Annotated in this window: 29 protein-coding genes and 1 pseudogene; 19 read left to right on the forward strand and 11 right to left on the reverse strand. The window is 61.8% G+C overall.

Features of this window, described 5'->3' with window-relative positions:
• Positions 1-88: 88 nt before the first annotated feature.
• Both HMPREF0291_RS09785 and HMPREF0291_RS09790 read left to right on the forward strand, forming a co-directional pair.
• Entirely contained in the window at positions 89-766 is a 678-nt protein-coding gene (locus tag HMPREF0291_RS09785; protein WP_005290893.1) for a YoaK family protein, read from the forward strand.
• 178 nt (positions 767-944) lie between these two features.
• Positions 945-2,036 (forward strand): hypothetical protein, encoded by a 1,092-nt coding sequence (locus HMPREF0291_RS09790; RefSeq protein ID WP_005290896.1) that lies wholly within the window; start codon positions 945-947, stop codon positions 2,034-2,036.
• On the opposite strand, the gene HMPREF0291_RS09795 is transcribed toward HMPREF0291_RS09790, so the two are convergent.
• Both HMPREF0291_RS09795 and HMPREF0291_RS11375 read right to left on the reverse strand, forming a co-directional pair.
• Positions 2,033-2,719: a response regulator transcription factor gene (locus HMPREF0291_RS09795; protein ID WP_005290898.1), complete on the reverse strand. Its 687-nt coding sequence runs from the start codon at positions 2,717-2,719 to the stop codon at positions 2,033-2,035. The genes HMPREF0291_RS09790 and HMPREF0291_RS09795 overlap by 4 nt on opposite strands.
• A complete protein-coding gene (locus HMPREF0291_RS11375; RefSeq protein WP_083770326.1) occupies positions 2,716-3,957 on the reverse strand; it encodes a sensor histidine kinase in 1,242 nt (413 codons plus the stop codon). The genes HMPREF0291_RS09795 and HMPREF0291_RS11375 overlap by 4 nt, the downstream gene beginning before the upstream one ends.
• Before the next feature lie 119 nt (positions 3,958-4,076).
• Between HMPREF0291_RS11375 and HMPREF0291_RS09805 the strand changes: the two genes are divergently transcribed.
• On the forward strand, positions 4,077-5,003 hold the full coding sequence (locus tag HMPREF0291_RS09805) for a CPBP family intramembrane glutamic endopeptidase (RefSeq protein WP_005290902.1): 927 nt from the start codon (positions 4,077-4,079) through the stop codon (positions 5,001-5,003).
• Positions 4,904-5,494 (forward strand): DUF1275 family protein, encoded by a 591-nt coding sequence (locus HMPREF0291_RS09810; RefSeq protein ID WP_269493021.1) that lies wholly within the window; start codon positions 4,904-4,906, stop codon positions 5,492-5,494. The genes HMPREF0291_RS09805 and HMPREF0291_RS09810 overlap by 100 nt, the downstream gene beginning before the upstream one ends.
• Before the next feature lie 3 nt (positions 5,495-5,497).
• Here HMPREF0291_RS09810 and HMPREF0291_RS09815 read toward each other — a convergent pair whose 3' ends face one another.
• A complete protein-coding gene (locus HMPREF0291_RS09815; RefSeq protein WP_040423788.1) occupies positions 5,498-6,019 on the reverse strand; it encodes a DUF1707 SHOCT-like domain-containing protein in 522 nt (173 codons plus the stop codon).
• A gap of 859 nt (positions 6,020-6,878) precedes the next feature.
• Here HMPREF0291_RS09815 and HMPREF0291_RS09825 point away from each other — a divergent pair.
• Complete coding sequence (locus tag HMPREF0291_RS09825) at positions 6,879-7,469, forward strand: putative glycolipid-binding domain-containing protein (protein WP_005290920.1); 591 nt, start codon at positions 6,879-6,881, stop codon at positions 7,467-7,469.
• 31 nt (positions 7,470-7,500) lie between these two features.
• Here the strand turns inward: HMPREF0291_RS09825 and HMPREF0291_RS09830 are convergent, their stop codons facing one another.
• Positions 7,501-8,493, reverse strand: a complete 993-nt coding sequence (locus tag HMPREF0291_RS09830; protein ID WP_040423790.1) for an NAD-dependent epimerase/dehydratase family protein — start codon at positions 8,491-8,493, stop codon at positions 7,501-7,503.
• Between the two features lie 57 nt (positions 8,494-8,550).
• The gene (locus HMPREF0291_RS09835; protein ID WP_005290928.1) at positions 8,551-8,874 is read right to left on the reverse strand and encodes a helix-turn-helix domain-containing protein; all 324 of its coding nucleotides are present in this window, start codon (positions 8,872-8,874) and stop codon (positions 8,551-8,553) included.
• A 529-nt stretch (positions 8,875-9,403) separates the two neighbouring features.
• Between HMPREF0291_RS09835 and HMPREF0291_RS12200 the strand changes: the two genes are divergently transcribed.
• The 5 genes from HMPREF0291_RS12200 to arfB (HMPREF0291_RS09850) all read left to right on the forward strand — a co-directional run bounded on the left by HMPREF0291_RS12200 (position 9,404) and on the right by arfB (HMPREF0291_RS09850) (position 11,603).
• Complete coding sequence (locus HMPREF0291_RS12200; RefSeq protein WP_198002197.1) at positions 9,404-9,817, forward strand: RCC1 domain-containing protein; 414 nt, start codon at positions 9,404-9,406, stop codon at positions 9,815-9,817.
• Positions 9,747-10,004 (forward strand): hypothetical protein, encoded by a 258-nt coding sequence (locus tag HMPREF0291_RS12205; protein WP_198002254.1) that lies wholly within the window; start codon positions 9,747-9,749, stop codon positions 10,002-10,004. Before HMPREF0291_RS12200 ends, HMPREF0291_RS12205 begins: the two co-directional genes overlap by 71 nt.
• Positions 10,005-10,147: 143 nt before the next feature.
• Positions 10,148-10,498, forward strand: a complete 351-nt coding sequence (locus HMPREF0291_RS09840) for a VOC family protein (RefSeq protein WP_040424564.1) — start codon at positions 10,148-10,150, stop codon at positions 10,496-10,498.
• A gap of 57 nt (positions 10,499-10,555) precedes the next feature.
• Complete coding sequence (locus HMPREF0291_RS09845) at positions 10,556-11,098, forward strand: DUF488 domain-containing protein (RefSeq protein ID WP_005290934.1); 543 nt, start codon at positions 10,556-10,558, stop codon at positions 11,096-11,098.
• 61 nt (positions 11,099-11,159) lie between these two features.
• A complete protein-coding gene (gene arfB / locus HMPREF0291_RS09850; protein WP_005290937.1) occupies positions 11,160-11,603 on the forward strand; it encodes an alternative ribosome rescue aminoacyl-tRNA hydrolase ArfB in 444 nt (147 codons plus the stop codon).
• Here the strand turns inward: arfB (HMPREF0291_RS09850) and HMPREF0291_RS09855 are convergent.
• A complete protein-coding gene (locus HMPREF0291_RS09855; protein ID WP_005290940.1) occupies positions 11,569-12,291 on the reverse strand; it encodes a DUF2625 family protein in 723 nt (240 codons plus the stop codon). The two genes, arfB (HMPREF0291_RS09850) and HMPREF0291_RS09855, sit on opposite strands and share 35 nt — an antisense overlap.
• A gap of 199 nt (positions 12,292-12,490) precedes the next feature.
• On the opposite strand from HMPREF0291_RS09855, the gene HMPREF0291_RS09860 reads away from it, so the two are divergent.
• From HMPREF0291_RS09860 to HMPREF0291_RS09870, 3 genes are all read left to right on the forward strand, one after another.
• Positions 12,491-12,598, forward strand: a complete 108-nt coding sequence (locus HMPREF0291_RS09860; protein WP_232210303.1) for an alkane 1-monooxygenase — start codon at positions 12,491-12,493, stop codon at positions 12,596-12,598.
• A gap of 82 nt (positions 12,599-12,680) precedes the next feature.
• Positions 12,681-13,040, forward strand: a complete 360-nt coding sequence (gene cmtR, locus HMPREF0291_RS09865) for a Cd(II)/Pb(II)-sensing metalloregulatory transcriptional regulator CmtR (protein WP_005290942.1) — start codon at positions 12,681-12,683, stop codon at positions 13,038-13,040.
• Positions 13,037-14,929 carry a heavy metal translocating P-type ATPase gene (locus tag HMPREF0291_RS09870; RefSeq protein ID WP_005290946.1) on the forward strand — a complete coding sequence of 631 codons (1,893 nt, stop codon included), beginning with the start codon at positions 13,037-13,039 and terminating at the stop codon, positions 14,927-14,929. The genes cmtR and HMPREF0291_RS09870 overlap by 4 nt, the downstream gene beginning before the upstream one ends.
• A gap of 78 nt (positions 14,930-15,007) precedes the next feature.
• Here HMPREF0291_RS09870 and HMPREF0291_RS09875 read toward each other — a convergent pair whose 3' ends face one another.
• Entirely contained in the window at positions 15,008-15,988 is a 981-nt protein-coding gene (locus HMPREF0291_RS09875) for an NAD(P)-binding domain-containing protein (RefSeq protein ID WP_005290950.1), read from the reverse strand.
• 172 nt (positions 15,989-16,160) lie between these two features.
• Positions 16,161-16,355 (reverse strand): helix-turn-helix domain-containing protein, encoded by a 195-nt coding sequence (locus HMPREF0291_RS12210; protein WP_005290953.1) that lies wholly within the window; start codon positions 16,353-16,355, stop codon positions 16,161-16,163.
• Between the two features lie 249 nt (positions 16,356-16,604).
• Between HMPREF0291_RS12210 and HMPREF0291_RS11885 the strand changes: the two genes are divergently transcribed.
• The 3 genes from HMPREF0291_RS11885 (at position 16,605) to arfB (HMPREF0291_RS09890) (ending at position 18,880) form a co-directional block, all read left to right on the forward strand.
• Positions 16,605-16,751 carry a hypothetical protein gene (locus tag HMPREF0291_RS11885; RefSeq protein ID WP_005290955.1) on the forward strand — a complete coding sequence of 49 codons (147 nt, stop codon included), beginning with the start codon at positions 16,605-16,607 and terminating at the stop codon, positions 16,749-16,751.
• 52 nt (positions 16,752-16,803) lie between these two features.
• Positions 16,804-18,126, forward strand: a complete 1,323-nt coding sequence (locus HMPREF0291_RS09885; protein ID WP_005290957.1) for a hypothetical protein — start codon at positions 16,804-16,806, stop codon at positions 18,124-18,126.
• 310 nt (positions 18,127-18,436) lie between these two features.
• Positions 18,437-18,880: an alternative ribosome rescue aminoacyl-tRNA hydrolase ArfB gene (arfB, locus tag HMPREF0291_RS09890; RefSeq protein ID WP_040424568.1), complete on the forward strand. Its 444-nt coding sequence runs from the start codon at positions 18,437-18,439 to the stop codon at positions 18,878-18,880.
• Between the two features lie 54 nt (positions 18,881-18,934).
• Here arfB (HMPREF0291_RS09890) and HMPREF0291_RS09895 read toward each other — a convergent pair whose 3' ends face one another.
• Together HMPREF0291_RS09895 and HMPREF0291_RS09900 are read right to left on the reverse strand one after the other, a co-directional pair.
• Positions 18,935-19,195, reverse strand: coding sequence for a HigA family addiction module antitoxin (locus tag HMPREF0291_RS09895; protein ID WP_040424570.1), 261 nt, complete (start codon positions 19,193-19,195; stop codon positions 18,935-18,937).
• A gap of 34 nt (positions 19,196-19,229) precedes the next feature.
• On the reverse strand, positions 19,230-19,511 hold the full coding sequence (locus tag HMPREF0291_RS09900; RefSeq protein ID WP_005290974.1) for a type II toxin-antitoxin system RelE/ParE family toxin: 282 nt from the start codon (positions 19,509-19,511) through the stop codon (positions 19,230-19,232).
• Positions 19,512-19,632: 121 nt separating this feature from the next.
• Between HMPREF0291_RS09900 and HMPREF0291_RS12095 the strand changes: the two are divergent.
• Positions 19,633-19,877, forward strand: a pseudogene (locus HMPREF0291_RS12095) (LLM class flavin-dependent oxidoreductase); the annotation flags it as partial.
• Positions 19,878-19,923: 46 nt separating this feature from the next.
• Here HMPREF0291_RS12095 and HMPREF0291_RS09905 read toward each other — a convergent pair.
• A complete protein-coding gene (locus HMPREF0291_RS09905; RefSeq protein ID WP_005290994.1) occupies positions 19,924-20,313 on the reverse strand; it encodes a heavy metal-responsive transcriptional regulator in 390 nt (129 codons plus the stop codon).
• 98 nt (positions 20,314-20,411) lie between these two features.
• Between HMPREF0291_RS09905 and merA the strand changes: the two genes are divergently transcribed.
• Both merA and HMPREF0291_RS09915 read left to right on the forward strand, forming a co-directional pair.
• Complete coding sequence (merA, locus tag HMPREF0291_RS09910; RefSeq protein ID WP_005290998.1) at positions 20,412-21,833, forward strand: mercury(II) reductase; 1,422 nt, start codon at positions 20,412-20,414, stop codon at positions 21,831-21,833.
• Positions 21,830-22,180: a hypothetical protein gene (locus HMPREF0291_RS09915; protein ID WP_005291003.1), complete on the forward strand. Its 351-nt coding sequence runs from the start codon at positions 21,830-21,832 to the stop codon at positions 22,178-22,180. Before merA ends, HMPREF0291_RS09915 begins: the two co-directional genes overlap by 4 nt.
• The last annotated feature ends 46 nt before the right edge of the window (positions 22,181-22,226 follow it).

Consider the following 22,226-nt stretch of genomic DNA (forward strand, 5'->3'; position numbering starts at 1 on the left):
CTCAGTGACCCGTTATTTCTCTTTCCGGGGATCCCATGAATCGGCTCACTAACCTTTTTCGAGTGCCATCTCTAGAAAGGAAAGTTAAATGAAGGGGTACCGTAATGCTGAGCGTGCCTTGGCCATTTACCTGTCTTCGATCACGGGATTCGTGGACACCATCGGATTCATGTACCTCGGGGGGTACTTCCTCTCGTTCATGTCGGGCAACACCACCCGCTTGACCGCCGCAATGAGCGAGCGGCGCTGGGAAGTCGCCGGCCTCACCGGAAGCATCATGATCACGTTTCTCGTAGGTGTCGGCGTAGGCGCAGCCATTAGCCAGTTGGGACGTCGTATGCTCCCGCACACGCGCACGCGCGAAGCGGTTCTCCTGTTCATTTGCCTAACTTCAACGTTCGCATCAATTCTCATTACTGTCGATGCTCAGCTCGCGGCGATGTACATGCTCTCTTTCACCGTAGGTGCTATGAACTCGACGTTCGAGCGTGACGGTGAAGTCTCGATCGCTCTGACCTATATGACGGGGACCTTGGTGAAGATGTCCCAGCGCTTTGTGGGTGCGCTCTTCGGTGACCCCCACAAGCATTGGCTCGGACACTTCGCCTTGTGGGCGTCTCTGGCGTGCGGCGCCCTTCTTGGTGGTCGCGCATATGTGTTGTTCGGCACCGATGCCGTGTACATCGTTAACGCTCTGATTGTGTTCGGCGCTCTCGTTGCGATTATCAACCGGCAGCGCCTGCGCAACCGCGGTTTGCCGGTTTAGTCCTTCACCGCACGAAAACTGCATTGAGACAGCGTGATCAAACCCATCCTGACGTTTGCCTCAGACGCGTTCTTCGTGGTGGATGTGATGCTCTAGCCAGCTAGTTGCCGGGCCTCCTCGCTGGTAGGGGGCGAGCTGCGAACCGCCCGGTTAATCGAACGACTGTACAGTGGCTGCCATGAAGATGAAGTACTACTTCGGCGCAGACACCGCCCACAAGCTCGGCAAGCAGCTCGGGATCGACGCCGAGGAGTACGCCGCCTGGGTCGCCCCACGCGTCGACGACCTTGAGATCAAAGACCGCGTCAGCGTGTTCGCCGCCGGCCTGAAGGATCGGTTACCGGGTGAGTATCCGGAGGTGGTGGCGGGAATCGTCGATAAGCTTGGGCCTGAACTCGCGGAGGGCGAGGGCTATTTCAACCACTCGTTCCACCTGTGGCCGGTCAGCCGCTACATCGAGGACTACGGGCTGGAGCATCCGGAGGTCTCGCTTGACGCGATTGAGGCACTGACCCGCGTGTTCACCGGCGAGTGGGCAGTGCGGCCGTTCCTGGCACGCTACCCGGAGGCCACGCTGGAGTGTGTCCACGTATGGTCGCGGTCGGATTCGCACAATGTCCGCCGCTTATCGACGGAAGGCATCCGCCCCCGCCTCCCCTGGGCCGCCGTCCACAGGCCGTTCACTGAAGATCCGTCACCCATCCTGCCGGTGCTCGACCGTCTCTACAACGACGAGTCGCTGTACGTGCGCACATCCGTGGCCAACAACCTCAATGACATCGCGAAGACGCACCCGGACCTCGCGGTGGCGACAGCGCGGCGGTGGCGCGAAGAAAACGACTCCCCCGAGGTCACCTGGGTGGTCGAACGCAGCCTGCGCGGCCTGGTGAAGCAGTCCCACCATGAAGCGCTCGACGTGGTCGGTTTCGCGCCGGACGCGGGCATTGAACTGCACTCGGTGGCATTCCCGGTTGCTGCAGCGATTGGGTCTAGCGTCGAACTCACCGCCACACTGGTCAACCACGGCGACACCGCGCGCGATGTCCTCGTGGATTACAAACTGCACTTCCTCAAAGCCAACGGTGGCCGCCGCCCCACTGTCTTCCGCTTCGGCCGTTTCACTCTCGCGCCGGGCGAGGAGCTTGAAATTTCCAAGACACACCCATTCCGCGTGACTGGGACCCGCACCTACTACCCCGGCACGCAGGCCGTGTCCGTCGTAGTCAACGGCATCGAGAGCGAGCCGATCGAGTTTGAGCTGGCGCCTTAGAGCTTGTCCTCGTGATCCCGCAAGAGCAGCGCGAGCCGGGTCCGGTCGTGCACCAAGAGTTTCCGCATGACAGCAGACACGTGATTCTTGACAGTTCCTTCGGCCAGCACGAGGTCGCCGGCAATTTCGCGGTTATTCCACCCGCGGGAGATGAGCGAGGCGACGCGTCTCTCAGTGGGAGTTAGCTGTTCCAGGAGCGCGTCCACGCTGATGCCGAAGCCGTTAGAATCTCCCGCCTCCCGAGCCGACGAGGATGCCGAGCTCTCCTTAGTCATGACCGTGCGCGCTACACGGGGATCGATGACCAAACCGCCGGAGACGGCCGCGCGCACCGCGCTGACGAGGTCATCTGTGGAACTGTCTTTCAACAAGAAGCCAGCCGCTCCCGCCGCTAAAGCGCCTTCAACGACAGGGGTGTCGTCAAACGTGGTGAGAATAATGACGGGTACACCGGGATGATGCCGTGCGCATTGGGCAGTCAGCTCAAGCCCGTCCATTCCGGGCATGCGTGCATCGGCGAGAACCACGTCGGGGTCTGTGCACTCGATGACGGTCAGTGCCTCCGCCCCGTCAGCCGCCTCACCCACCACCTCAACCTCGCCCACGGTGCCTAACAGCATGCTCAGACCGCCTCGCATGAGCTGGTGATCGTCGACAAGCACAACCCGCACAGTAGCACTCACGACACCGCCGCCTCCTGGTATGGCAGCGTGAGGACGAGCCGCACTTGACCGTCCTCCGCATGCGCCATGACCGTCCCGCCAAGATCTTCCGCTCGCTCACGCAAGCTGCGCAATCCGAAGCCTTCGGGTAAGGGTCCGTCGTCAAGCTGCGTTACTTCTGGCGGAACGCGATTCGTCACTGCAACCTGGATAGTGTCCCCACACGCAGTGGCTTCGACCTCGATGACGCGGGCGTTCGAATGCCGCAACGCATTCGTCAATCCTTCCTGGACGAATCTGAGCACCAATAAGTCACCTGCATGGCCAAGGTTAGGGAAAGGCTCATCGACGTCCAGACCCACCACGACACCGGTACCGCGAAACGATTCCGCGATCGCGTCGAGAGCTTCACGGCCGCGCAGCTGGTCAGATCGCACAGGATTGAGCGCCCTGACCCATAGCCTCATTTCATCGAGTGCCTCCACCGTCAACGCGCGAGCCGAGCGAACCTGCTCCATCGCCCCTTCAGGGTCGCGGCCATGCATCCGGTCCGCGTACTCGAGCGACATCCCAACCAAGGTCAAGCTATGCCCCAAGCCGTCGTGAAGCTCCCGGGCCGCCCGCTGGCGCTCCTGTGCCAACACGAGCTCCTTCTCCACGACAGCGCCACGCTGCACCTCCGCAGCCAAGCTCGTCGCTTCAACACGGCGGCGTTCCAAATCCGCCAGAGCTGCCCCAAGCGCAATCCCGAAGCCCGTCAACAGCTGCGTTGAAACGAGATTGCCTAAAAGGCCTCCATCCTCAATCCCGAACCACCACCCCAAGACCAGCAAAAAGACTCCGAAAAGCACCCACGCAACGATCCCAGCGAGCAAAGAGACATCGACGATGAGCACGGTCAGCGCCATCATCATCAACGGCACAGCCATGACGTTCGCCACGATCATGGTCAAGCTGGCCAGGATGCACAACACCAACGCACCCCGAACGCGCGCGGTGCCGGCATCGACCCGTTGCCGAAGTACCACCAGCGCCGCAACACACAGCACGCCGGCGACCAAGACCGCCGACGCTCCCCTTCGGCCGGCAATGAAGAGTTCCACCGCCTGAAACACCGTGGCACCCAAGCTAGGCACGAACATCCAGCCGATCAGTTCATCTGCACCAAAACTATCGACGCTCCGGTCACGGCGCACCGCACCCGCCAACGCATCCTGCTCAGGCGATGAGGTGCGCTCAGGCGCAGGTAATCGTGTCATAGCATCATCCTAAAGCGGTCGCGGGTGCAAACCCCATGACCACGGTCATGACTTTTAGCGGCGAAAACCGTGACCGCAGCCCGATGTGGGGACGGCTCGTCTGGTCTTAATCTCACCGCATGCACTCTCAACAGAACTCGCCCATGCCCGACGACCACTCTCTCGAGCGCTCAACCACTGCCCCTCAAACTCAGGAGCCGGATGCCCGGCCCCGTCCAAGGGTTCCGCTGATCGCCCGGTGCGCGCTGACCGCCGTTGCCCTGTTCGTGGCCGCGCTCTCTAGTGTCCCCTTCGCTTTGATACCCGGAGTCAACAATGCGTTGAACGGTGACAACCCGTGGGCCGCATTGGCTGTGACTGCAGCGGCGACGACCATCATGTTGGCCACCTACCTATTTCTCACATGGGCGCTCACCCGCTTCATCGACGGTCGCCCCGCACGCGCCGCCGGGCTGGTGCTTGACCGCCGCGCGCTTCCGGCCATTCTTGCCGGTACCCTTCTCGCCGCGCTCATCACCCTGTTCTCCGCATGGCTAACCAATGCCTTTGGATTGACACATGCCACCACGGAATCCACCGGCGCAAATCCGAGCCCATGGGGTGTCGTGGTGTTCGAAGTACTCCTCACCGCCTACGTGGCTCAAGGCATCGGTGAAGAATTCCTTTTCCGCGGTTACCTGTTGCAGAGCGCTCGGATGCGGCCGGTTCCTGCCCTCCTGCTCTCTGCGGCGGTGTTCGCGATCCTCCACCTGGTCTCCAGCGGCGGCCAGGACGGAATAGCACAACGATTCCTCTACCTTTTCCCCACTTTTGCTTTCGCACTGCTCGCCGGGGCTCTCGCGGTTCATTTTCGCTCAGTGTGGGCAGCCTGCGGTATTCACGGAGGTATGCATGTCGGTTTCAACCTCGCGGTGAGCATGGGTTTGGAAATGAGTACGCCCTGGAACTGGACTATCGAGGGCGCGATCTACCTCTTTGTTGCCGTCATCGCGATCGTGCTGATCCCGAAGATCACCCGTTCGCAGGTTCTCGACCCGTATGTCTAACCGCCGCTAGAGCTCACGGAGGAAACACCACGCGCATGACCGCCGCCGTGAACGCCGGCAAATGGGACGTGGCCACCATCGCTGGCAGCATCATGCTGATATTCCTCATCGGCGTCGCAGTAGGAGCGTTGATCAGCCAACTCGGCCAGCGGTACCTGCCGCCGACACGCACCCGCGAAGCTATCCTCCTGTTCATTTGTCTCACGTCGACGGTGGCTTCGGGGTTGGTGGCAGGAGGCGTCGATAAGCTCGCGGTGTATGTGCTGTCCTTCACTGTGGGTGCCATGAACTCCACGTTCGAGCGCGGCGGCGAAGTGAGCATCTCCCTGACCTACATGACGGGCACGCTGGTGAAAATGTCGCAACGGTTCGTCGGCGCGTTCTTCGGCGGCCTGCGCGCGGTGTGGGTGGTCAACGTCATGCTCGTCGCCGCGACAGCCGCAGCGTTAGTAAACAGGCAGCGGCGACGCGACCGCGGACTGCCGGTCTAAGGCCTACTTCCCCAACTCTTTGCGGCGCTGGTGTGCCAAGCGGAGACGCTCAGCGCGCTCCTTGTTGGCGTCTTCCATGATTTCTTCGAGCACCTCATCGTCTTCATCGCTGATCCCGTAGAAGGTGTACAAACCCGCTGTCAACACACCCGCGACGGGTAAGACGACCCAAAAGTAGTCCCAGCTGAACACGAACATGCCCAAGAAGAACATGGTCATCGTCGCTGCCCACAACACCGCCAAAGCGCTGTCGAGCTTGCGTTTACGGGCAATCATGTTCTCCAACTCGGCGTCAGAGTCACGATGCGCTGGAGCTGGAACCGGACCCTCACTGACCTCAGGCAAATCTGTGAACAGCGCGCTAATTTCACCGCGGGTGCGCGCAGCCGCAGCCTGTCCGGAACGCTCCTCAAACTCCGCCGGCGTGAGATATCCATTGGCGAAGTGCTCCCCCAGCCGGTCCAACGCCGTCGAGCGCTCCGTATCCCCTACTCGAACATTGGGCGCACCGTGCGACTCCGCCATTTCGTCCTCCTTGCTCAGTTTCCTCACAGCCTACCTCGCTGAGCAGTTTAGAATGAGGCCATGAACATCGATGCGACCATCGCCGTCGGGTTTCTTATCGTGTTCGTACTCGTGAATATTGCCGGAGCGCTGTTCTTTCACCTCGCAGAAGACGTCACAGAACCGGGCTATGGCTCCCCAACGCCCAACGGTGTCCCCTACCGTCCCTCCTCACTTCACCACCGGCACTCCTGGCGTTATCGCCCTGGCGACAGAACTGTCTCGCCGCCTCGCAGAAACCCCCTGCCGCGTGTTCACCACCCCGGACAGCGTGGTTATCGAATCCGCCCCGGACTCATTGCCCCACGGCCACTGGTTCACCATCACGCTCACGGAAACACCTACGGGATTCAAGCACCGGGACCGTCAGTGGACTGGACGCAGGGGGCACTATAGCGAAGCCGTCCCTTTGACTAGCGTCCAATGGAGTACCCGCCGTTCGTGGAGTATTGGCGCGTCTTGGGAACTGGAACGAGTGAACGGCAAATGGGTCAAACGCCGCACAGAGAAGCCCTTCGACCTAGACCACGAGATCCAGCAGTCCCTTCGTGCCATCGGGGCCACATAGCATTCTTGGTTTTTCGGTTTCACCGCCGGTTAGAGGTTAGGAAGACTCCGCTCCGCCGCATACGCCCCCGGGTCTCGGCGGATCTAGATTTTTAGTATCGCCTTTCAGTCAGTTGGCGAAGATCCCACCTGGGAAAACGTTACCGTGCCGCCGCGGAGGGCGATATTAAACATGTAGAACCGCCTTGATCCTCCCCTCCATCTACGAACCAGCCCGACGGGCTTAATCCTGCTGCGGGCTAAACTCGCCGACATGGAACGCAGTTATGAGTGGGAGCACGTCAGCGATCGCCGCATCCGAAACGAGGCAACAGTTCGGTTCGAAGTGGGCGGGCTGGCGGCCACGGGCACTCAGACCGGCTCCGACTACAAGGCGGAATGGCAGCTCGACGCGCGGGACAACTGGACGACTCAGCGGGTTGCCGTATCCGTTGTGGGCGAGGATTGGAAGCGGAGCTTGATCCTCTCCCGGTCCGCTACGGGAAAGTGGTCCTCCGAAACTGCGCTGGACGGTCAACAGCCGGCCGACATGGCCCCGCCAGGCATCGCCACGGGTGAGGATCTCACCCAAGCACTCGATTGCGACCTCGGTCTATGCCCGCTCACGAACACGATGCCGATACGCCGGTTAGGCTTGCTGGGCTCGGCAGTACCGGAAACGAAACTCATCATGGCGTGGATCGACATGCCGTCGCTCCAGGTGATCGCATCCGACCAGTACTACGCGTCGGTTGATTCTCAGACGGTGAGCCACGCCAGCGGCACGCGCGGAGTCGATGTCGAACTGCAGGTTGACGATGACGGAGTGGTGCTCCTCTACCCGGATATGGCGCGCAGGGTGTGATCGCCTTCGTACTCAACTCCGCGAGACGTTCCTAGTCATTGGCCTCCGCACCAGAACCCGCTCCTGGGGCCGAAAGAATTTCACGTTCTTTGGTGTCGCTAAGGCCCGTTTGTCGAGGTTCAACGCGCTGCCGTTCATAGTTCAAGGCTGAGACTAGAGTCTCTCCGAGCGATCGAATCTTCAACCCCATTCCTACCGCGAGACTGCGATCAAGAAGCGCAATCTTGCGTAGGTCAGTTCCAGGTATCCACAACGGTAAAGATTCAGGACCCATCCACGGAGACACACCATGTTCTGAAAGCATCTGGTCGTTTACTACTCTCGGCTGGGCACCATTACCCGCAATCTTTTGCGAGATTGCGAGCACCTCTGCAAGGGTGGTCGGCTCGCCGGCCACGTTTACTACACCGTCCGCACGGTTTTCTGCGCACCTAACAATCCAGTCTGCTAGATCCTGAGCATCGATCATGGCAACGGGGAAGCTTGGATCCGGCACAACGACTTCATCCGCAACAGGATTAGCGAACCGCCATGGGTAGTAACCGCTGCGCCCTGTTACATCTCCTGCGCCGCCAATCAACCCTGGTCGAATGACGAGTACCTTTGGAAATGCTGTTAAGTACGCCTTCTCGCATGCTGCCTTCGCCGCGGCGTATTGCTGCATGTCCACCATGAAGTCATCCTGGAGGGGGGGAACGATCTCATCTGATTCTGCATTGATCACAGACGGGTCTGCATAGACGCTGCTCGAAGATACGAATATAGCCTGACCAGCCGTAAGTTGCTCGACCACCCGGCTCGCGTGTTTCGGCTGGCTCGTCAGATCAATGACCGAATCCCATGAATCATCTGCTACTGGATTCAGAGCCGTTTCAGTATCTCGGTCGCCTTTCACGAACCGTACGCCGTCTATGGGAGGGTTGGTTCCCCGCGCCAAACACGTCACCTTGTGCCCTCGCGTCAGGGCAGCTCGCGCAATGTGCGCTCCTAAAAACCCAGTTCCACCAAGAAGAAGAATGTTCATGAGTGGATGGTAAAATCGGCTCTTCTCTGGCAGCAACGCATTCTGCTGTTAGCAGAATCAAGCCGCGAGAAACACCTCTAGACGCGCGGTTGCACACTCTATTAGCTCGGATGACCGGCGCGTTACTTCACGTGTTGTCAGATCGAGCGCACCCGAGACAGCATGAAGCACCTCAGATGACGGATCTTTTAAGCCGCGCTCAATCTCCGATAGATACTGCGTGGAAACCCCCGCACGCTCCGCGACGTCTGTTAGCCGGTCCCCACGTTCAGTCCTCGCTTCGCGAATGGTTTCCCCTACCGCCTCGCGCCACAGTTTCTGTGGCCAGGTGCCCGTTTTCCAATCGCTTGAACGATCTTCAAACTCGCTAGTGTCTGACATTTCCGTATTCCTTGTTCTGCTGGTGCTCTGCCGACTCGACGATTACCTCGATATATGCAGGGATAATATCTTGGACCGCTTCTCGGCCAAACTACGTCTACATAATCAGACATAAATGAGGATAACCAGGAGAGCCTGCAAGGTTGGATACTCGAGGAACAGAACCAAAAAATCGCATTCCCAGCCTCTGCGCTAAAAACATCCATGCGTTACGACCTAGATGACCGTTAAGGTGGTGAGCCATGCAGAACGCGGGCTCCGCTACCCGTTGGGGTAGGAGCATTGTTGCCGCGGGGCAAACCACACCATTGGTATTGCCTCGAATGGAACGACGCTTTCCACCGGAGCAAACTTCGATGGAGAGTGCAATGTCTCCGAATGGAATGGCCTGCATTCGGTCAGTGCATCTCCGGTCCACCTGGCCCGTAATACTGGGAAGTCCCACACCCTTGGCCTGCAAACGGACGGAACGGTTCAAGCGGTCGGTTGGAACCACGCCGGACAATGCAATGTCGATGAATGGATGAGCATGGTATCCGTTGCCGCAGGATGGCGCTTCAGCATTGGGACCGACAACGAAGGGAATGTGCGTGTTGCCGGCCGATTCGAATCCGATTCTCTTCACGACTGGCGAGAAGTAATCGAGGTTGCAGCGGGAGACTGGCACGTCGTTAGCGGGCGCGCTGATGGCCGGGCGTTAGCAGCGGGGAACAACTCTCGAGGCCAGTGCAACGTTTCGGACTGGAGAGATCTTCAGAGCGTTTCCGCCGGTTATCTACACTCAATCGGTTTGATGTCCGATGGTCACGTAAGCTGCGCTGGGATGAAGGCACACTGGGGATGGGTGCGAGCAGTGGGAGAACGTTGTCTCCGTGTCAGCCGGTGCCTACCACAGCGTCGGGTTAACCTCCGAGGGCACAGTAGTGGCTGCAGGCAGCAATGACTACGGCCAGTGCGATGTTCGAAGTTGGCAGCGGATTGTAGCGGTGGTTGCTGGAAGCGCTTTCACTGTGGGAGTGAAGGATGACGGAAGAGTGATCGGGACCGGAGATAATCGTCATGGCCAACTAAACCTAGATTCTTGGCAGATCGATATCGCGCGGAATCGATTCGGCCCGATGAGACCTTGACCACCGACAGCCTAACGCGACTGAAACGAAAGAGGGCACCCATCTCAAGTTTCCCTTCACTCAATCAGACACTTAACCGAGCGGTTATGTCACCAAACGAAGAAATATTGCAGGTGCCATGGCTCGAGCCCACAATGGGGACCATGAGTGACACCACCTTCGGTATCCGCCAAATCACCTTCGACTGCCACGATCCTTCTAAGCTCGCCGAGTTCTGGTCAGCTGCAACTGGCTGCGGGATCTCTGCCGACTACGGCGACTTCGTCATGGTCGATTCGACTCCGGCGCTGGGGTTTCAGCGCGTTGAGGATCCCACGCCTGGGAAAAACCGCATGCATATCGATGGCGGCGGCGTTGAACGCGAGACTCTAGTGGAGCGTCTCAAGGGTTTGGGCGCCACCGAACTGGGCACCCACGAGGCGCCGGGGCTCGTATGGACAGTCATGCAGGATCCGGAAGGCAACGAGTTCTGCGTAGGCAACCCCGAAGCCTAGCTTGCTTCACTCGGACACTGATACGGGTGTGACGGCCTCGCGCGTAACGTTGTAGGCATGCGCATTTTCACTGTGGGCCACTCCAACCTCGAGTTCGAGGACTTTACCGAGATGATCAGGGCTGCTGGTGTGGAATCCATCGTGGATGTGCGCAAGCTGCCCGGGTCCAGGAAGTACCCGTGGTTCAACGACGACCACCTCGCCGAACACCTTCCCACACGCGGCATCACTTACAGCAGAAGCGAGGGCCTGACCGGGCGGCGCAACGTGTCTCACTCCGTACCGTTTGAGGTCAACGGCAACTGGCGTAACCGCAGCTTCCACAATTACGCCGACCATGCGCTTGGCGAGGAGTTCTCAGACGCGCTCACGCAGTTACGGGCGAGCGCCACCGAAACCCCCACAGCGATCATGTGCTCCGAGGCGGTGTGGTGGCGCTGCCACCGACGCATCATCGCCGACCATCTCCTCGCCCACGGCGACGAAGTTGAGCACATCATGGGGATGGGTGTGGACGGGGCAAAGTTGAGCAAGGCCACGCTCAACGACGGCGCCGTCATCGGCGACGACCTCCTCGTGCGCTACCCCGAGCGCGGCTAGCTCCTACACCAGCACCGAGCCTATACCAAAGCTGTGAGTATCCGCTTGTAGGGTGGGCAGCATGAAAGATCTGACCATTGCGCCCGGCTCGGGGGTCCCCGGCGGTGTGGTCATCGCCGCCGCCGACCTGACGGAACGGTTCTCGAAGTCGTCGGGTCCGGGTGGTCAGGGCGTCAACACCACGGACAGCAAGGTGCAGCTCTCCCTCGATGTCGCTGCGTGCACATCGCTTTCCGACGCCCAACGTCGCCGCATCCTACGCAACCTCGAGCACCGCTTGGACGGCACCGTCCTCACCGTGGCCGCGTCGACCCAGCGGTCGCAGGCCCGCAACCGCGCCGAGGCTCGCGAGCGTATGGCCGCGCTGTTGCGCGAGGCGCTCGTCCCACCCCCTCCCCCGCGCCGCAAAACCAAACCGACGCGGGGCTCGGTGCGGCGACACCGCGAAGCGAAGAAGCGGCGTTCAGAGCTCAAGTCGACGCGGCGACGGCCGCAGATCCCCTAGTTCGGGGCAGATCACCGGGATCGGGATCCAGTCGGAGGATACCGTCGCAGGGGACTTCGAAGGGAGTTGGTCCTATCCTCTGCACCGACCCTCGTATCACGCAGTGCCCAGCAGCTCCCGGATACTGACGACCGACCTCGTCGCCTTGCTCACGCCACCGCCCTGGACGGTGGACGGCGGAGGGTAGAGAAAGATGCCCTGGTTCAGCGCCAAGGACGCCACCTCGTCCTGCCAGCCCGGCCAGCGCTGCCAGGAGGAATGCCGAGTAGCCGCCACCGAGCCCGTCCCATTCGAGGGTGTCCGACCCGAAATAGCAGACCTCGCCGGGTGCGACGCCCAGCGCACCGCCGTCGATGGCGAATAGGCCACCTAGAACATCGTGCCCGACGACGAGCTCGCCGGGCGGCGCTGAAACGGAACCTCCCAGCCCGTTGGCTTCGGCGATGCTCGGCAAGTGCTCGCTGCCGCCGCCGTACAGACGCACCCAGCCGTGGTCTACGACGATGCCACCGGTGTGCAGCGCGACGGCTCCCATCGCCGACGCGGCGGTGACCTGCAGCTCCCACAGCGAGCGCCGCCCTTGCTCTGGGTCGACGGGCAGCACGGCGGCGTCGGATTCGGCCAGCGCCTGCTGAAGATGGGGCCAGGCCGGATTGTCGACGGCGACGAGGCTTTCGATATCACGCATTGGGGTTCCTTCGCCTGCCATGTTCATCCGCAAGGGTGGGTGGTGAGCACCGGGCTATACGTGGAACTTGAACTCCACGGTATGTCGTTGCAAAGTTACTTTCTCGTTAGCCTGCAACAATCAAAAAACAGTAATTTGCGTCAGTACACAGAGAACATATGGGGCGCACGGAAACACGCATTGGTTTTGCGGGATGGGCGTGGACGCCAACGTGAAGATTCTGGAGAAGTTCGCCACCCGCGTCACCCCCGTCTTGGGGTGCCAGCCAAACCGCAAAGGACTAGTCATCGGCTACCCCATCGACTAATTCTTGCAGGTCACATGACCTTCGCGTAACTGTCAGTACAGTCTACGTTGAATAGTTCGGCGTACCGTGTATTGTTCAGCACATGCTGACTATTGCTTCACGCCTCGACGTCATGAACCGGCTCGGCCGGGCCATGGCGGATCCGACGCGTTCCAGAATCCTGATGACCCTACTTGACGGCCCGAGCTACCCGGCCGTGCTTTCGCGCGACCTGGACCTAACCCGCTCGAACGTCTCGAACCACCTGACCTGCCTGCGCGACTGCGGCATCGTCGTCGCCGAGCCAGAGGGCCGCAAGACCCGCTACGAAATCGCCGATCCGCACCTCGCGGCAGCGCTCGACGCGCTGGTGAACGCGACGTTGGCTGTCGATGAAAACGCCCCCTGCATCGACCCTGAGTGTTCCGTGCCCGGCTGCGGCGAGAAGGGAGCGGACGTATGAGCTCGGCGTGTGGGTGCGAACACGAACCCGCCAAGGAGATCGAAGAGCTCGATCGGCCATGGTGGAAGGACCCCGAGTTGCTACTGCCAATCTTCTCCGGCGTAGCCCTCTGCATAGGCCTGGCGCTGGACTGGTCCGGGCTGGAGACACCCGCAACAGTACTGTTCTGGGTCGGCCTGCTGCTAGGGGCGTATACCTTCGCGCCCGGCGCAATACGGAACCTTGTCATGAAGCGCAAGCTCGGCATTGGCTTGCTGATGACGATCAGCGCGGTCGGCGCGGTGATCCTCGGCTTCGTCGGAGAGGCCGCGGCGCTAGCGTTCCTATACTCGATCGCCGAGGCACTGGAAGACAAGGCGATGGACCGGGCCCAGGGCGGACTGCGGGCACTGTTGAAGTTGGTACCGCAGACCGCGACGGTGCTACGCGACGGCACGGCGGTCGAAGTCGCAGCGAAGGACCTCGTGGCTGGCGAGCTGATGCTCGTGCGCCCCGGGGAGCGGATCGCCACGGACGGCATCATTCGGTCTGGGCGCTCCAGCCTTGACACCTCAGCGATCACCGGAGAATCCATTCCGGAGGAGGTCGCGCCCGGCGACGAGGTCCCCGCGGGAGCGATCAACTCCGCCGGTGTGCTGGAGGTCGAGACGACCGCAGCTGGAACGGACAACTCGCTGACCACACTCGTGGACCTGGTTGAGCAGGCGCAGGCGGAAAAGGGCGACCGCGCCCGGATCGCCGACCGGATTGCCCAACCCCTAGTGCCCGGGGTGATGATCCTGGCGGTGCTGGTCGGCGTGATCGGCTCGCTGCTGGGCGACCCCGAGACGTGGATCACCCGTGCGTTAGTGGTTCTGGTCGCAGCGTCGCCGTGCGCGCTGGCAATCTCCGTGCCGCTGACGGTCGTGGCCGCGATCGGCGCGGCCAGCCGGTTCGGAGTAGTCATCAAGTCCGGCGCGGCGTTCGAGCGGCTCGGCGGCATCCGTCACCTGGCGGTGGACAAGACCGGAACCCTCACCCGCAACCAGCCCGAGGTTACCGGCGTGATCCCGGCAGACGGATTCGATCGGGCGCAAGTGCTTGCCTTCGCGGCGGCAGTTGAGCAGCAATCCACGCACCCCCTCGCCGCGGCGATCGCGGCAGCGGGGCCCGAAGCGCCCACCGCCTCGGACATCAGCGAGGAAGCCGGACGCGGCATCAGCGGCACCGTCGAAGGCCGACGGGTGCTGGTGGGCAGCCCCCGATGGATCGACGCCGGGCCACTGAAAGCGGACGTTAAGCGCATGGAGTCCGAGGGCCAGACCTGCGTCCTGGTCACCGTCGATGACGCTCTCGCTGGGGCGATCGGGGTCCGCGACGAGTTGCGGCCCGAGGTGCCCGAAGCCGTGCAGGCCCTGCACGCCAACGACGTGGAAGTAAGCATGCTCACCGGTGACAACACTCGCACCGCCCGGGCGCTGGCTGAAATCGCCGGAATCGACGACGTGCGCGCCGAGCTGCGACCCGAGGACAAGGCGAGCATTGTCGCCGAACTCTCCTCCAAGACGCCGACGGCGATGATCGGCGACGGCATCAACGACGCGCCGGCACTGGCGGGCGCGACGGTGGGCATCGCGATGGGAGCGACCGGCTCTGACGCCGCGATCGAGTCCGCTGACGTCGCCTTCACCGGCCACGACCTCCGGCTGATCCCGCAAGCGCTGCAGCACGCCCGCCGAGGCAGCAGGATCATCAACCAAAACATCGTGCTGTCTCTGGCCATCATCATCGTGTTGATGCCGCTGGCGATCAGCGGCGTGCTGGGCCTGGCCGCCGTCGTGTTGGTTCACGAGGTCGCCGAAGTCATCGTGATTTTGAACGGCCTGCGGGCTGCGCAAGCGAAGCGCTGAGACACGCCTTCGCCCAGCGCGCTGGCTCTCCAACGCGGATCTTGGAAGGATCGAGCTGCTCAGGGACCAAGCGTCATCTCAAAACTTTTGGTGCCGAGCTTCATCGACACGGCCCGCGACTACCTGGGCAGTGTGTTTGGCAAAGGGCCCGACACCCATCAGCGTTGCTGAGCCGTCGCCGGTCCAGTTGCCGTAACCGACGAGATGCAGATTCTGCACCGCGGGTTCGCGGCCACGCATGAGGTGGCGGAATGGGCCGAGGGCTGGACGGAAACCAGTGCACCAGATCAAGTGGTCGTGGTCGAGCTCGCTCAAGCTATCGAAGATGGGGGTAGCGGTGAGCTGGCCGGAATCGCGGAGCTCACGTAGATGAGGAAGCGCGACAATATCCCCGAGGGTCGGGCCGGAATCACCGCCGAGAATCCGACGGCGGCTGCGTAAGAAAAGATCACGGCCATCGACATCATCAGGCATCCAGCGAGGCTCCTCAAGTGTGAACCATGTGACCTCCGACGTCCCGATAAGGTCCGCAGCAATCTGCGCACCCGAGTTCGCCCCACCGACCACCGCGACCTTCGCGCCGCGGAATGGTTCGGGACCGGGGTAGTTCGACGAGTGCCACTGGCGTCCGCGGAAGGTGCCGGGATAGTGGGGCACGAAGGGCGCAGACCACGTGCCTGTGGCCGCGACAACGTGCTCCGCTGTGAATTGACCGACGGTCGAATCTAGGTAGAACATCCCTCCCTCATGGGACACTCTGCGAACGTGCACTGGGCGCCTAACCGGGAGGTCGTAGCGCCGCTCGTAGCTTTCGAGGTAGTCGATGACATGGCTTGCCGGCGGGTACCCCGGGTACTGCGGCATAGACCAGCCGGGCAGATTGGAGAACCCCGCGGCGGAGAAAAGCGTCAGTGACGGCCACGCGTGCAACCACGCTCCGCCGGGTTCCTCTTGATTGTCCAAGATCAAGAAGTCCACTTTGAAGCGCCGCAGGTAGTATGCCGTGGCTAAACCCGATTGGCCACCACCGACGACGATGGCCGTGTGATGCTCAGCCAATCGATTATCCCTCCATAATCTCCCGGAAGCGCCGCTCAGTGTCGCTTAGGACAAATGCCCACCCCAGTTATGTCTCCGCGACGCCCCCATCGAGAGTGGTCGGTTTCACGCGCATGCCTCCATCTCGCAGTTGTTCAGCCATGCACGCTTTTTCAACTCCACGAGCTTACCCTTATCCAGCGGGCCAGCAAGCTGGATCGACTGTGAGTCCCTCGCTCGCACTCATGCCCGCGATCGAAAGGTCAGCAGTGTCAGCAGCAATCGCACGATTTCCGTGAACAATCTCGTTGATCCTGCGAGGGAGAACGCCGATAGAGAAAGCGAGCTTGTGCTGAGTAATGTCCATCTCCCAGAGAAAATCTTCCATGAGGATCTCCCCCGGATGTAGAGGGGGCTTGGCAGTGGTAGTCAACAATCTCCGCCGCGCTCTCGATTCCACAATCGTTCAGCGTCCTTGTCGGCGAACGACTGGACCGCGCTTCAACCTACCCTCAAAAACGCGAAGCGTCATTAACGCCCCGCGTTACACGTTAAATTTGAACTCCACGGCGTGTCGGCGCAAAGAAACCTTTCCGCTTAAGATGCCGCCAGCTTCATCACCCCAACCGCCCTGCTGATGGTGCAGACGGTCGAGGCCTCCCCCGTTTGGCCGATGCTGCTCGCCCGCACCGCGGAGACCGTCATCGGCGCGTTCGCAGCACTCGTCGTCATCGCGGTCGGCTACGTGCGCAAGTACCCCAAGGTCGTGCTGCCGCGGCGCTAACGCAAGTGCTTTGCGACGAATTTGCCGCCCGCCAGTACTACAGTTTCTGGACATGGAGACTTCAAGCAAGGACCTGGCTTTCCTGGCAGATGGCGAGGGTCTGCTGATCCTTAGCGAGGAAGACCGCTTTCCCGCTACTTCTGCACCCGCGTTTTCGCCTGCGTCACCGCAAGTGCTTTTCCGCGCTAACAATGTGCTGAGCACGATTTCAAACCGGCAGTTCAAATCCGGCAAATATTACAAAGCTACGGACGAAACTGCGAAGCTGCTCCAGCAGCGCACGTCGTCTGGACCGGTTCCTGGAGTCCTACGCCGAAGCGATCTTGGGCTCGCTGACAATCCAAGTCGATTCTTCAAACACACCTCGTTTCAAGAGGTGAAGTTTTCGCCCGCTATGACTTCGACCGCCGCGGGCATCGCAGCTCAGGCCGCAATTGAGGCAGCAATTGCTGAAATCAAGGAGTATCTAGAGGTCATCGATGAGAAGCTCGATACTCTCCTCCGGCAGCGCAAGGTTGACGCACTAGCGCAGCTTGGGGGTATCCAGTACACGATTGAAGAAGCGGAAAAATCTTACCGGCGCAGCAGTAGCGTCTCCTCAACTACTTGGTCGAAGGTCGACGACCTCGGATCAGCGCTCAACGGCATCGAGTCTTACGCCATCGAACAACTCGATGACACCATTGATCAGCTCCGGAAGCAGAAGAACAACTCCAAGAAACTTGAAACCCTCCTAGCTGGGTTGAAAGGCGATCTGCCGCTTTGGCTGGGTGTGGCTGCTCGGAGCATCTACCTCCATGATCGGATGTATATCTTGGAGATCGCCCACGTGAATGAGTTTGAGCCCCGCCAGCTGGATTCTCACCGAGAGGGAATACACGACGCGCGCAAGGATCGATTGGAATCGACCACCCGACGTCTGCTCGAGATGGATACAGCCGTCCGTGAGACAGCCACGTTGAGCAATCAGGTCTGGGTCACAAACCCGATTCGTGCTCGCCACATCACCGCGCACGCGAACGAAATTCACGACATTATTCGTGCGTTTGCGCAGCATTTGCGGATGGGCGTAGAAGACGCAGAGCGTCTCCACGTCCAGGGATGGCGTCAATCTGTGGTGTCGCTAGCGGGCGACACCGTCGATGCTGCGAACCGCGCCCGCCAATCGGCGGTGGATCAAGCGCAAAAAGCCACTGAGAAAATTCGCGACATGAACGACGACCGGTTGCTTGCAAAGGCCGCAGAAATCGAAGCGCGACGGGAGCGGGGGGAGCAAAAAGCGCTCGAGTCGACCGGCGACGAAGATCAATCTGCGACAGAAACCCGCACGACGCGACGCGGTTTCCGTTTCCGTCGAGACGAGAAGAAAGCATAGAGGTTTTCTCCACGAGATCGGTAGCAGTTATGTTCCTGAGAATCCGTTTGAGCAGCGAGGAAGTATCACTCGTAACGAAACTTGCGCGTGCTGAGGGCGTAACTGTTTCCGAGTTTTGCTCGATCCGCCATCGCGGAAAATCGAAGATCTTCAGGAACTGCAGGAACTTCGCTCAGCCGTCGAGATTGACTCCGGTAGGAGGTTCACGATGGATGAGATTTACCGGGAGTTCGGTCGCTTAGACTTGCGTTGCAACTGGGCTGCGGTCTGGGTTGGTTGACGCAGGACGCAAGAACGTAGTGTGGGCGGCATGCAGGACCTGACCATCGCGCCCAGCCCGGGGATCCCCGGCGGCCTCGTCGTCGCCGCCGCGGATCTGACGGAGCGGTTCGCGAAGGCGTCGGGCCCGGGCGGCCAGGGCGTCAACACGACGGACAGCAAAGTGCAGCTCTCCATCGATATCGCGGAATGCGCATCGCTTTCCGACGCCCAACGCCGCCGCGCCCTGCGCAACCTAGAACACCGCCTGGACGGCACGGTGCTCACCGTGAGCGCGTCGACGCAGCGGTCTCAGGTCCGCAACCGTGCTGAGGCGCGCGAGCGCATGGCCACCCTATTGCGGGAGGCGCTCGCCCCGCCGCCTCCCCCGCGGCGGAAGACGAAGCCGACGCGCGGCTCGGTGCGACGCCGTCTCGAAGCGAAAAAGCGGCGCTCGGAACTCAAGTCCACGCGACGGCGGCCCCAAATTCCCTAGTTCGAATCATCCGCGTGCATATCCTCACGCTGACGGACCTGGTTCGGGTAACCGCTACGCCGAGACAGCGTGAACCGGCTGAATTCGCTCGATCTCGGCGAGGATTTTGTCTTCTGCCACATCCAGGTCGTACTGGGTCTGCAACCCGAGCCAGAACTGGGGGCTCATCTCGAAAAACTTCGCTAGACGAAGAGCAGTGTCCGCGGTTACAGCGCGCTTACCGTGAACAATTTCGTTGATCCGGCGGGGCGGAACGCCGATGGAGACGGCGAGCTTGTGCTGGGTGATCCCCATTTCCTTGAGAAAGTCCTCCATGAGGATCTCACCGGGGTGAACCGGAGGGAGCTTGTCAGTGGTAGTCAACGATCTCAACCTCCTCTGGCCCCGCGGCGGACCACCGAAAACAGATCCGCCACTGGTCGTTGATTCGTATGCTGAACTGACCCCGCCGATCACCTTTTAACGCCTCGAGCCGGTTTCCCGGGGGAATCCGTAACTCATCAAGAGTCTGCGCGTACCCAAGCTGGCGAAGCTTGCGCAGCGCTACTGAGTGAATGCGGGAATCGATCGAGCGAACCCGCTCTCGATTCCACAGACGCTCAGTGTCCTTGTCAGCGAACGACTGGATCATGCTTCACCCTATCCCCCATAACGCGAAGCGTCAATAACGCTACACGTTAAATTTGAACTCAACGGTATGTCGTTGCAAAGTTACTCCCTCTCGTTAACACCATCAAAAGGAGTGTTATCCAATGAAAGCGTTCGGCTTCTTAAGCTTCGGGCATTACGCCTTCGGCAGCTAGTGCGGGCCATCTGCGGAAAAGATCGCCAAGACTCGTCTGGAGATCACCCAGGCTGCGGACGAAATCGGCGTGAACAACGCGTCTTCCGAGTCCACCACTTCGCGCTGCAGGCCTCCGCCCCGGTGCCGCTGCTGTGTGCTATCGCGGCCACCACCAAAATCATCGAGGTGGGCACCGGCGGCATCGACATGCGCTAGCGCATATCGGGGTTGTAGCGTTTGAGTCATTGACTCCCGCCGTCTACAAGTACCTACACACTTGATCGGTGCTGCACGTTTCAGGATCCGGGTGCGCGGCGTCCTGGCTAAGGTCCGCGATAGTGTCGCGCAGCACGGAGAGCTGCGCGATCTGCTGCTCGATCTCAGCGAGGCGCACGTCAAGCAGGTCGCGCACGTGCTCGCAGGGCGCATGGCCGCCGTCGCGGATGTCGAGGATCTGGCGGATCTGGGCGAGGGTGAGGCCCGCGGCCTGGCCGCGGTGGATGAAGTCGATCCGAGCGACCGTCTCGGGCGCGTAGTCGCGGTATCCGGACGGCGTGCGCTCGGTCGGGGGCAGAAGGCCCTGTTCCTCGTAGAAGCGAAGGGTCTTCGCGGTAGTGCCCGCCCTCTCGGCGAGTTCTCCGATCCACATTACTGTCTCCCTCCGTGGCCGCGCTTGACCTTCCCCTGCACTGGAAGGTCCAGTATGGTTGAGACAGAGCAGAAAGCCAAGAGTTGACAGGAGCAGCGATGCCTACGAAGTACGATCTCGCCATCATCGGATCGGGAGGCGGCGCGTTCGCCGCTGCGATCCGCGCCAGCACGCTCGGGAAGTCGGTGGTGATGATCGAGCGCGGGACGCTCGGCGGCACCTGCGTGAACACTGGCTGCGTCCCGTCGAAGGCGCTCATTGCCGCGGCCGGCGCGCGGCACGTCGCGGTCGACGCCGCAACCCGGTTCCCCGGGATCGCGACGACGGCGGATCCCGTCGACATGCCCGCGCTGATCGCTGGGAAGCAAGCGTTGGTGGAGTCGCTGCGCGGCGAGAAGTACGCCGACGTCGCCGACTCCTACGGCTGGCAGGTCCTCCGCGGCGACGCCTCGTTCGTGGGCACCCCTGATGCGCCGGTTCTCGATGTTGCCGGATCCGACGGAAGCGTCGAGACCATCGAGGCCCACCACTACCTGGTCGCGACTGGTTCTCGCCCGTGGGCACCGCCGATCGACGGCCTGGAGGAGACCGGATACCTGACCTCGACCACGGCGATGGAGCTGACGGAGGTCCCCGAGTCGCTGCTGGTGCTCGGCGGCGGCTACGTCGCCCTGGAGCAGGCGCAGCTGTTCGCCCGCCTCGGCTCGCAGGTCACGCTGCTCGTGCGGTCCCGGCTCGCGTCGAAGGAGGAGCCGGAGGTGTCGAAGGCGCTCCAGGAGGTGTTCGCCGACGAGGGCATCCGCGTCGTCAGCCGCGCAGTGCCCACCCGGGTCTCCCGCGGCACGGGAGGCGAGGCCGTCGTGACCGCCGCCTTGTCCGGCGGCTCGCAGGAGTTCCGCGCCGACCAGGTCCTGGTCGCCCTCGGACGCCGTCCCGCCACCGATGGCCTGAACCTCGATGCGGTCGGGGTGAATACCGGAGACTCCGGCGAGGTGGTCGTCTCCGACCGGCTGCAGTCCTCGAACCCGCGGGTCTGGGCCGCGGGCGACGTGACCGGGCACCCCGAGTTCGTCTACGTCGCCGCCCACCACGGCACCCTCGTCGCCGAGAACGCGTTCGCCGACGCCGACCGGTCCGTCGACTACGCCCGCCTGCCGCGGGTGACGTTCACCGGGCCCGCGATCGGCGCGGTCGGGATGACCGAGAAGGACGTCCTCGCCGCGGGGATCCGCTGCGACTGCCGCGTCCTGCCCCTGCACCACGTGCCCCGCGCCTTGGTGAACCGCGACACCCGCGGGTTCATCAAGATCGTCGTGAACGCCGAGACGAACGAGATCCTCGGCCTGACCGCCGTCGCCAAGGACGCCGGGGAGCTCGCCGCCGCAGGCGTCCACGTGCTCGGCAGGACCGTCGCCGAGGTCGCCAACGCCTGGGCCCCCTACCTGACCATGGCCGAGGGCATCCGGATCGCCGCGAAGGCCTTCACCACCGACCCGTCGCTGCTGTCGTGCTGCGCATGAACGGCAACACAGGCAATCGGGGAGATCTCATCCTGAAGCAGACGATGAGCGCCGATCAGGACCGCGACGAATGGCGCGCCGGTCCCGTCGTCGCTGCAGTGACCGGGCTGCTCTTGCTGGCATGCTGCGCGCTTCCGTCGCTGCTCTGCTGCGGCCTGCCGTTCATCGCGGCGGGCGGAGCACTTGCAGGCGTCGGTGGGCTCCTCGGTAATCCCTGGATCATCGGTGCCGGGACCGCCGTCGTGATGGCCGTCATGGCGGGGATGCTCGTCAGGCTACGGCGGCGGCACCGGCGCCGCAGGTCCGGCTGCTGCGAAAATCCTTCGACCGCTGATCGGAACCGGTAGTTCGAGCGGATCCAGCGATCACTGCCACCTGCGGAGGCCGCTGAAA

This window comes from Corynebacterium genitalium ATCC 33030 (genome assembly GCF_000143825.1).
Lineage (GTDB): Bacteria > Actinomycetota > Actinomycetes > Mycobacteriales > Mycobacteriaceae > Corynebacterium > Corynebacterium genitalium.

Coding starts and splice junctions, on each gene's coding strand:
- arfB (WP_040424568.1), top strand. CDS start 18,437: ATGCAGGACCTGACCATCGCGCCCAGCCCGGGGATCCCCGGCGGCCTC.
- HMPREF0291_RS09785 (WP_005290893.1), top strand. CDS start 89: ATGAAGGGGTACCGTAATGCTGAGCGTGCCTTGGCCATTTACCTGTCT.
- HMPREF0291_RS09895 (WP_040424570.1), bottom strand. CDS start 19,195: ATGGAGGACTTTCTCAAGGAAATGGGGATCACCCAGCACAAGCTCGCC.
- arfB (WP_005290937.1), top strand. CDS start 11,160: ATGAAAGATCTGACCATTGCGCCCGGCTCGGGGGTCCCCGGCGGTGTG.
- HMPREF0291_RS09790 (WP_005290896.1), top strand. CDS start 945: ATGAAGATGAAGTACTACTTCGGCGCAGACACCGCCCACAAGCTCGGC.
- HMPREF0291_RS09915 (WP_005291003.1), top strand. CDS start 21,830: ATGAACGGCAACACAGGCAATCGGGGAGATCTCATCCTGAAGCAGACG.
- HMPREF0291_RS09805 (WP_005290902.1), top strand. CDS start 4,077: ATGCACTCTCAACAGAACTCGCCCATGCCCGACGACCACTCTCTCGAG.
- HMPREF0291_RS09905 (WP_005290994.1), bottom strand. CDS start 20,313: ATGTGGATCGGAGAACTCGCCGAGAGGGCGGGCACTACCGCGAAGACC.
- HMPREF0291_RS09825 (WP_005290920.1), top strand. CDS start 6,879: ATGGAACGCAGTTATGAGTGGGAGCACGTCAGCGATCGCCGCATCCGA.
- HMPREF0291_RS11375 (WP_083770326.1), bottom strand. CDS start 3,957: ATGACACGATTACCTGCGCCTGAGCGCACCTCATCGCCTGAGCAGGAT.
- HMPREF0291_RS09885 (WP_005290957.1), top strand. CDS start 16,804: ATGGAGACTTCAAGCAAGGACCTGGCTTTCCTGGCAGATGGCGAGGGT.
- HMPREF0291_RS09870 (WP_005290946.1), top strand. CDS start 13,037: ATGAGCTCGGCGTGTGGGTGCGAACACGAACCCGCCAAGGAGATCGAA.
- HMPREF0291_RS09855 (WP_005290940.1), bottom strand. CDS start 12,291: ATGCGTGATATCGAAAGCCTCGTCGCCGTCGACAATCCGGCCTGGCCC.
- HMPREF0291_RS09815 (WP_040423788.1), bottom strand. CDS start 6,019: ATGGCGGAGTCGCACGGTGCGCCCAATGTTCGAGTAGGGGATACGGAG.
- HMPREF0291_RS11885 (WP_005290955.1), top strand. CDS start 16,605: ATGGTGCAGACGGTCGAGGCCTCCCCCGTTTGGCCGATGCTGCTCGCC.
- HMPREF0291_RS09845 (WP_005290934.1), top strand. CDS start 10,556: ATGCGCATTTTCACTGTGGGCCACTCCAACCTCGAGTTCGAGGACTTT.
- HMPREF0291_RS09840 (WP_040424564.1), top strand. CDS start 10,148: ATGAGTGACACCACCTTCGGTATCCGCCAAATCACCTTCGACTGCCAC.
- HMPREF0291_RS09900 (WP_005290974.1), bottom strand. CDS start 19,511: ATGATCCAGTCGTTCGCTGACAAGGACACTGAGCGTCTGTGGAATCGA.
- HMPREF0291_RS09835 (WP_005290928.1), bottom strand. CDS start 8,874: ATGTCAGACACTAGCGAGTTTGAAGATCGTTCAAGCGATTGGAAAACG.
- HMPREF0291_RS12200 (WP_198002197.1), top strand. CDS start 9,404: ATGGTATCCGTTGCCGCAGGATGGCGCTTCAGCATTGGGACCGACAAC.
- HMPREF0291_RS12210 (WP_005290953.1), bottom strand. CDS start 16,355: ATGGAAGATTTTCTCTGGGAGATGGACATTACTCAGCACAAGCTCGCT.
- merA (WP_005290998.1), top strand. CDS start 20,412: ATGCCTACGAAGTACGATCTCGCCATCATCGGATCGGGAGGCGGCGCG.
- HMPREF0291_RS09830 (WP_040423790.1), bottom strand. CDS start 8,493: ATGAACATTCTTCTTCTTGGTGGAACTGGGTTTTTAGGAGCGCACATT.
- cmtR (WP_005290942.1), top strand. CDS start 12,681: ATGCTGACTATTGCTTCACGCCTCGACGTCATGAACCGGCTCGGCCGG.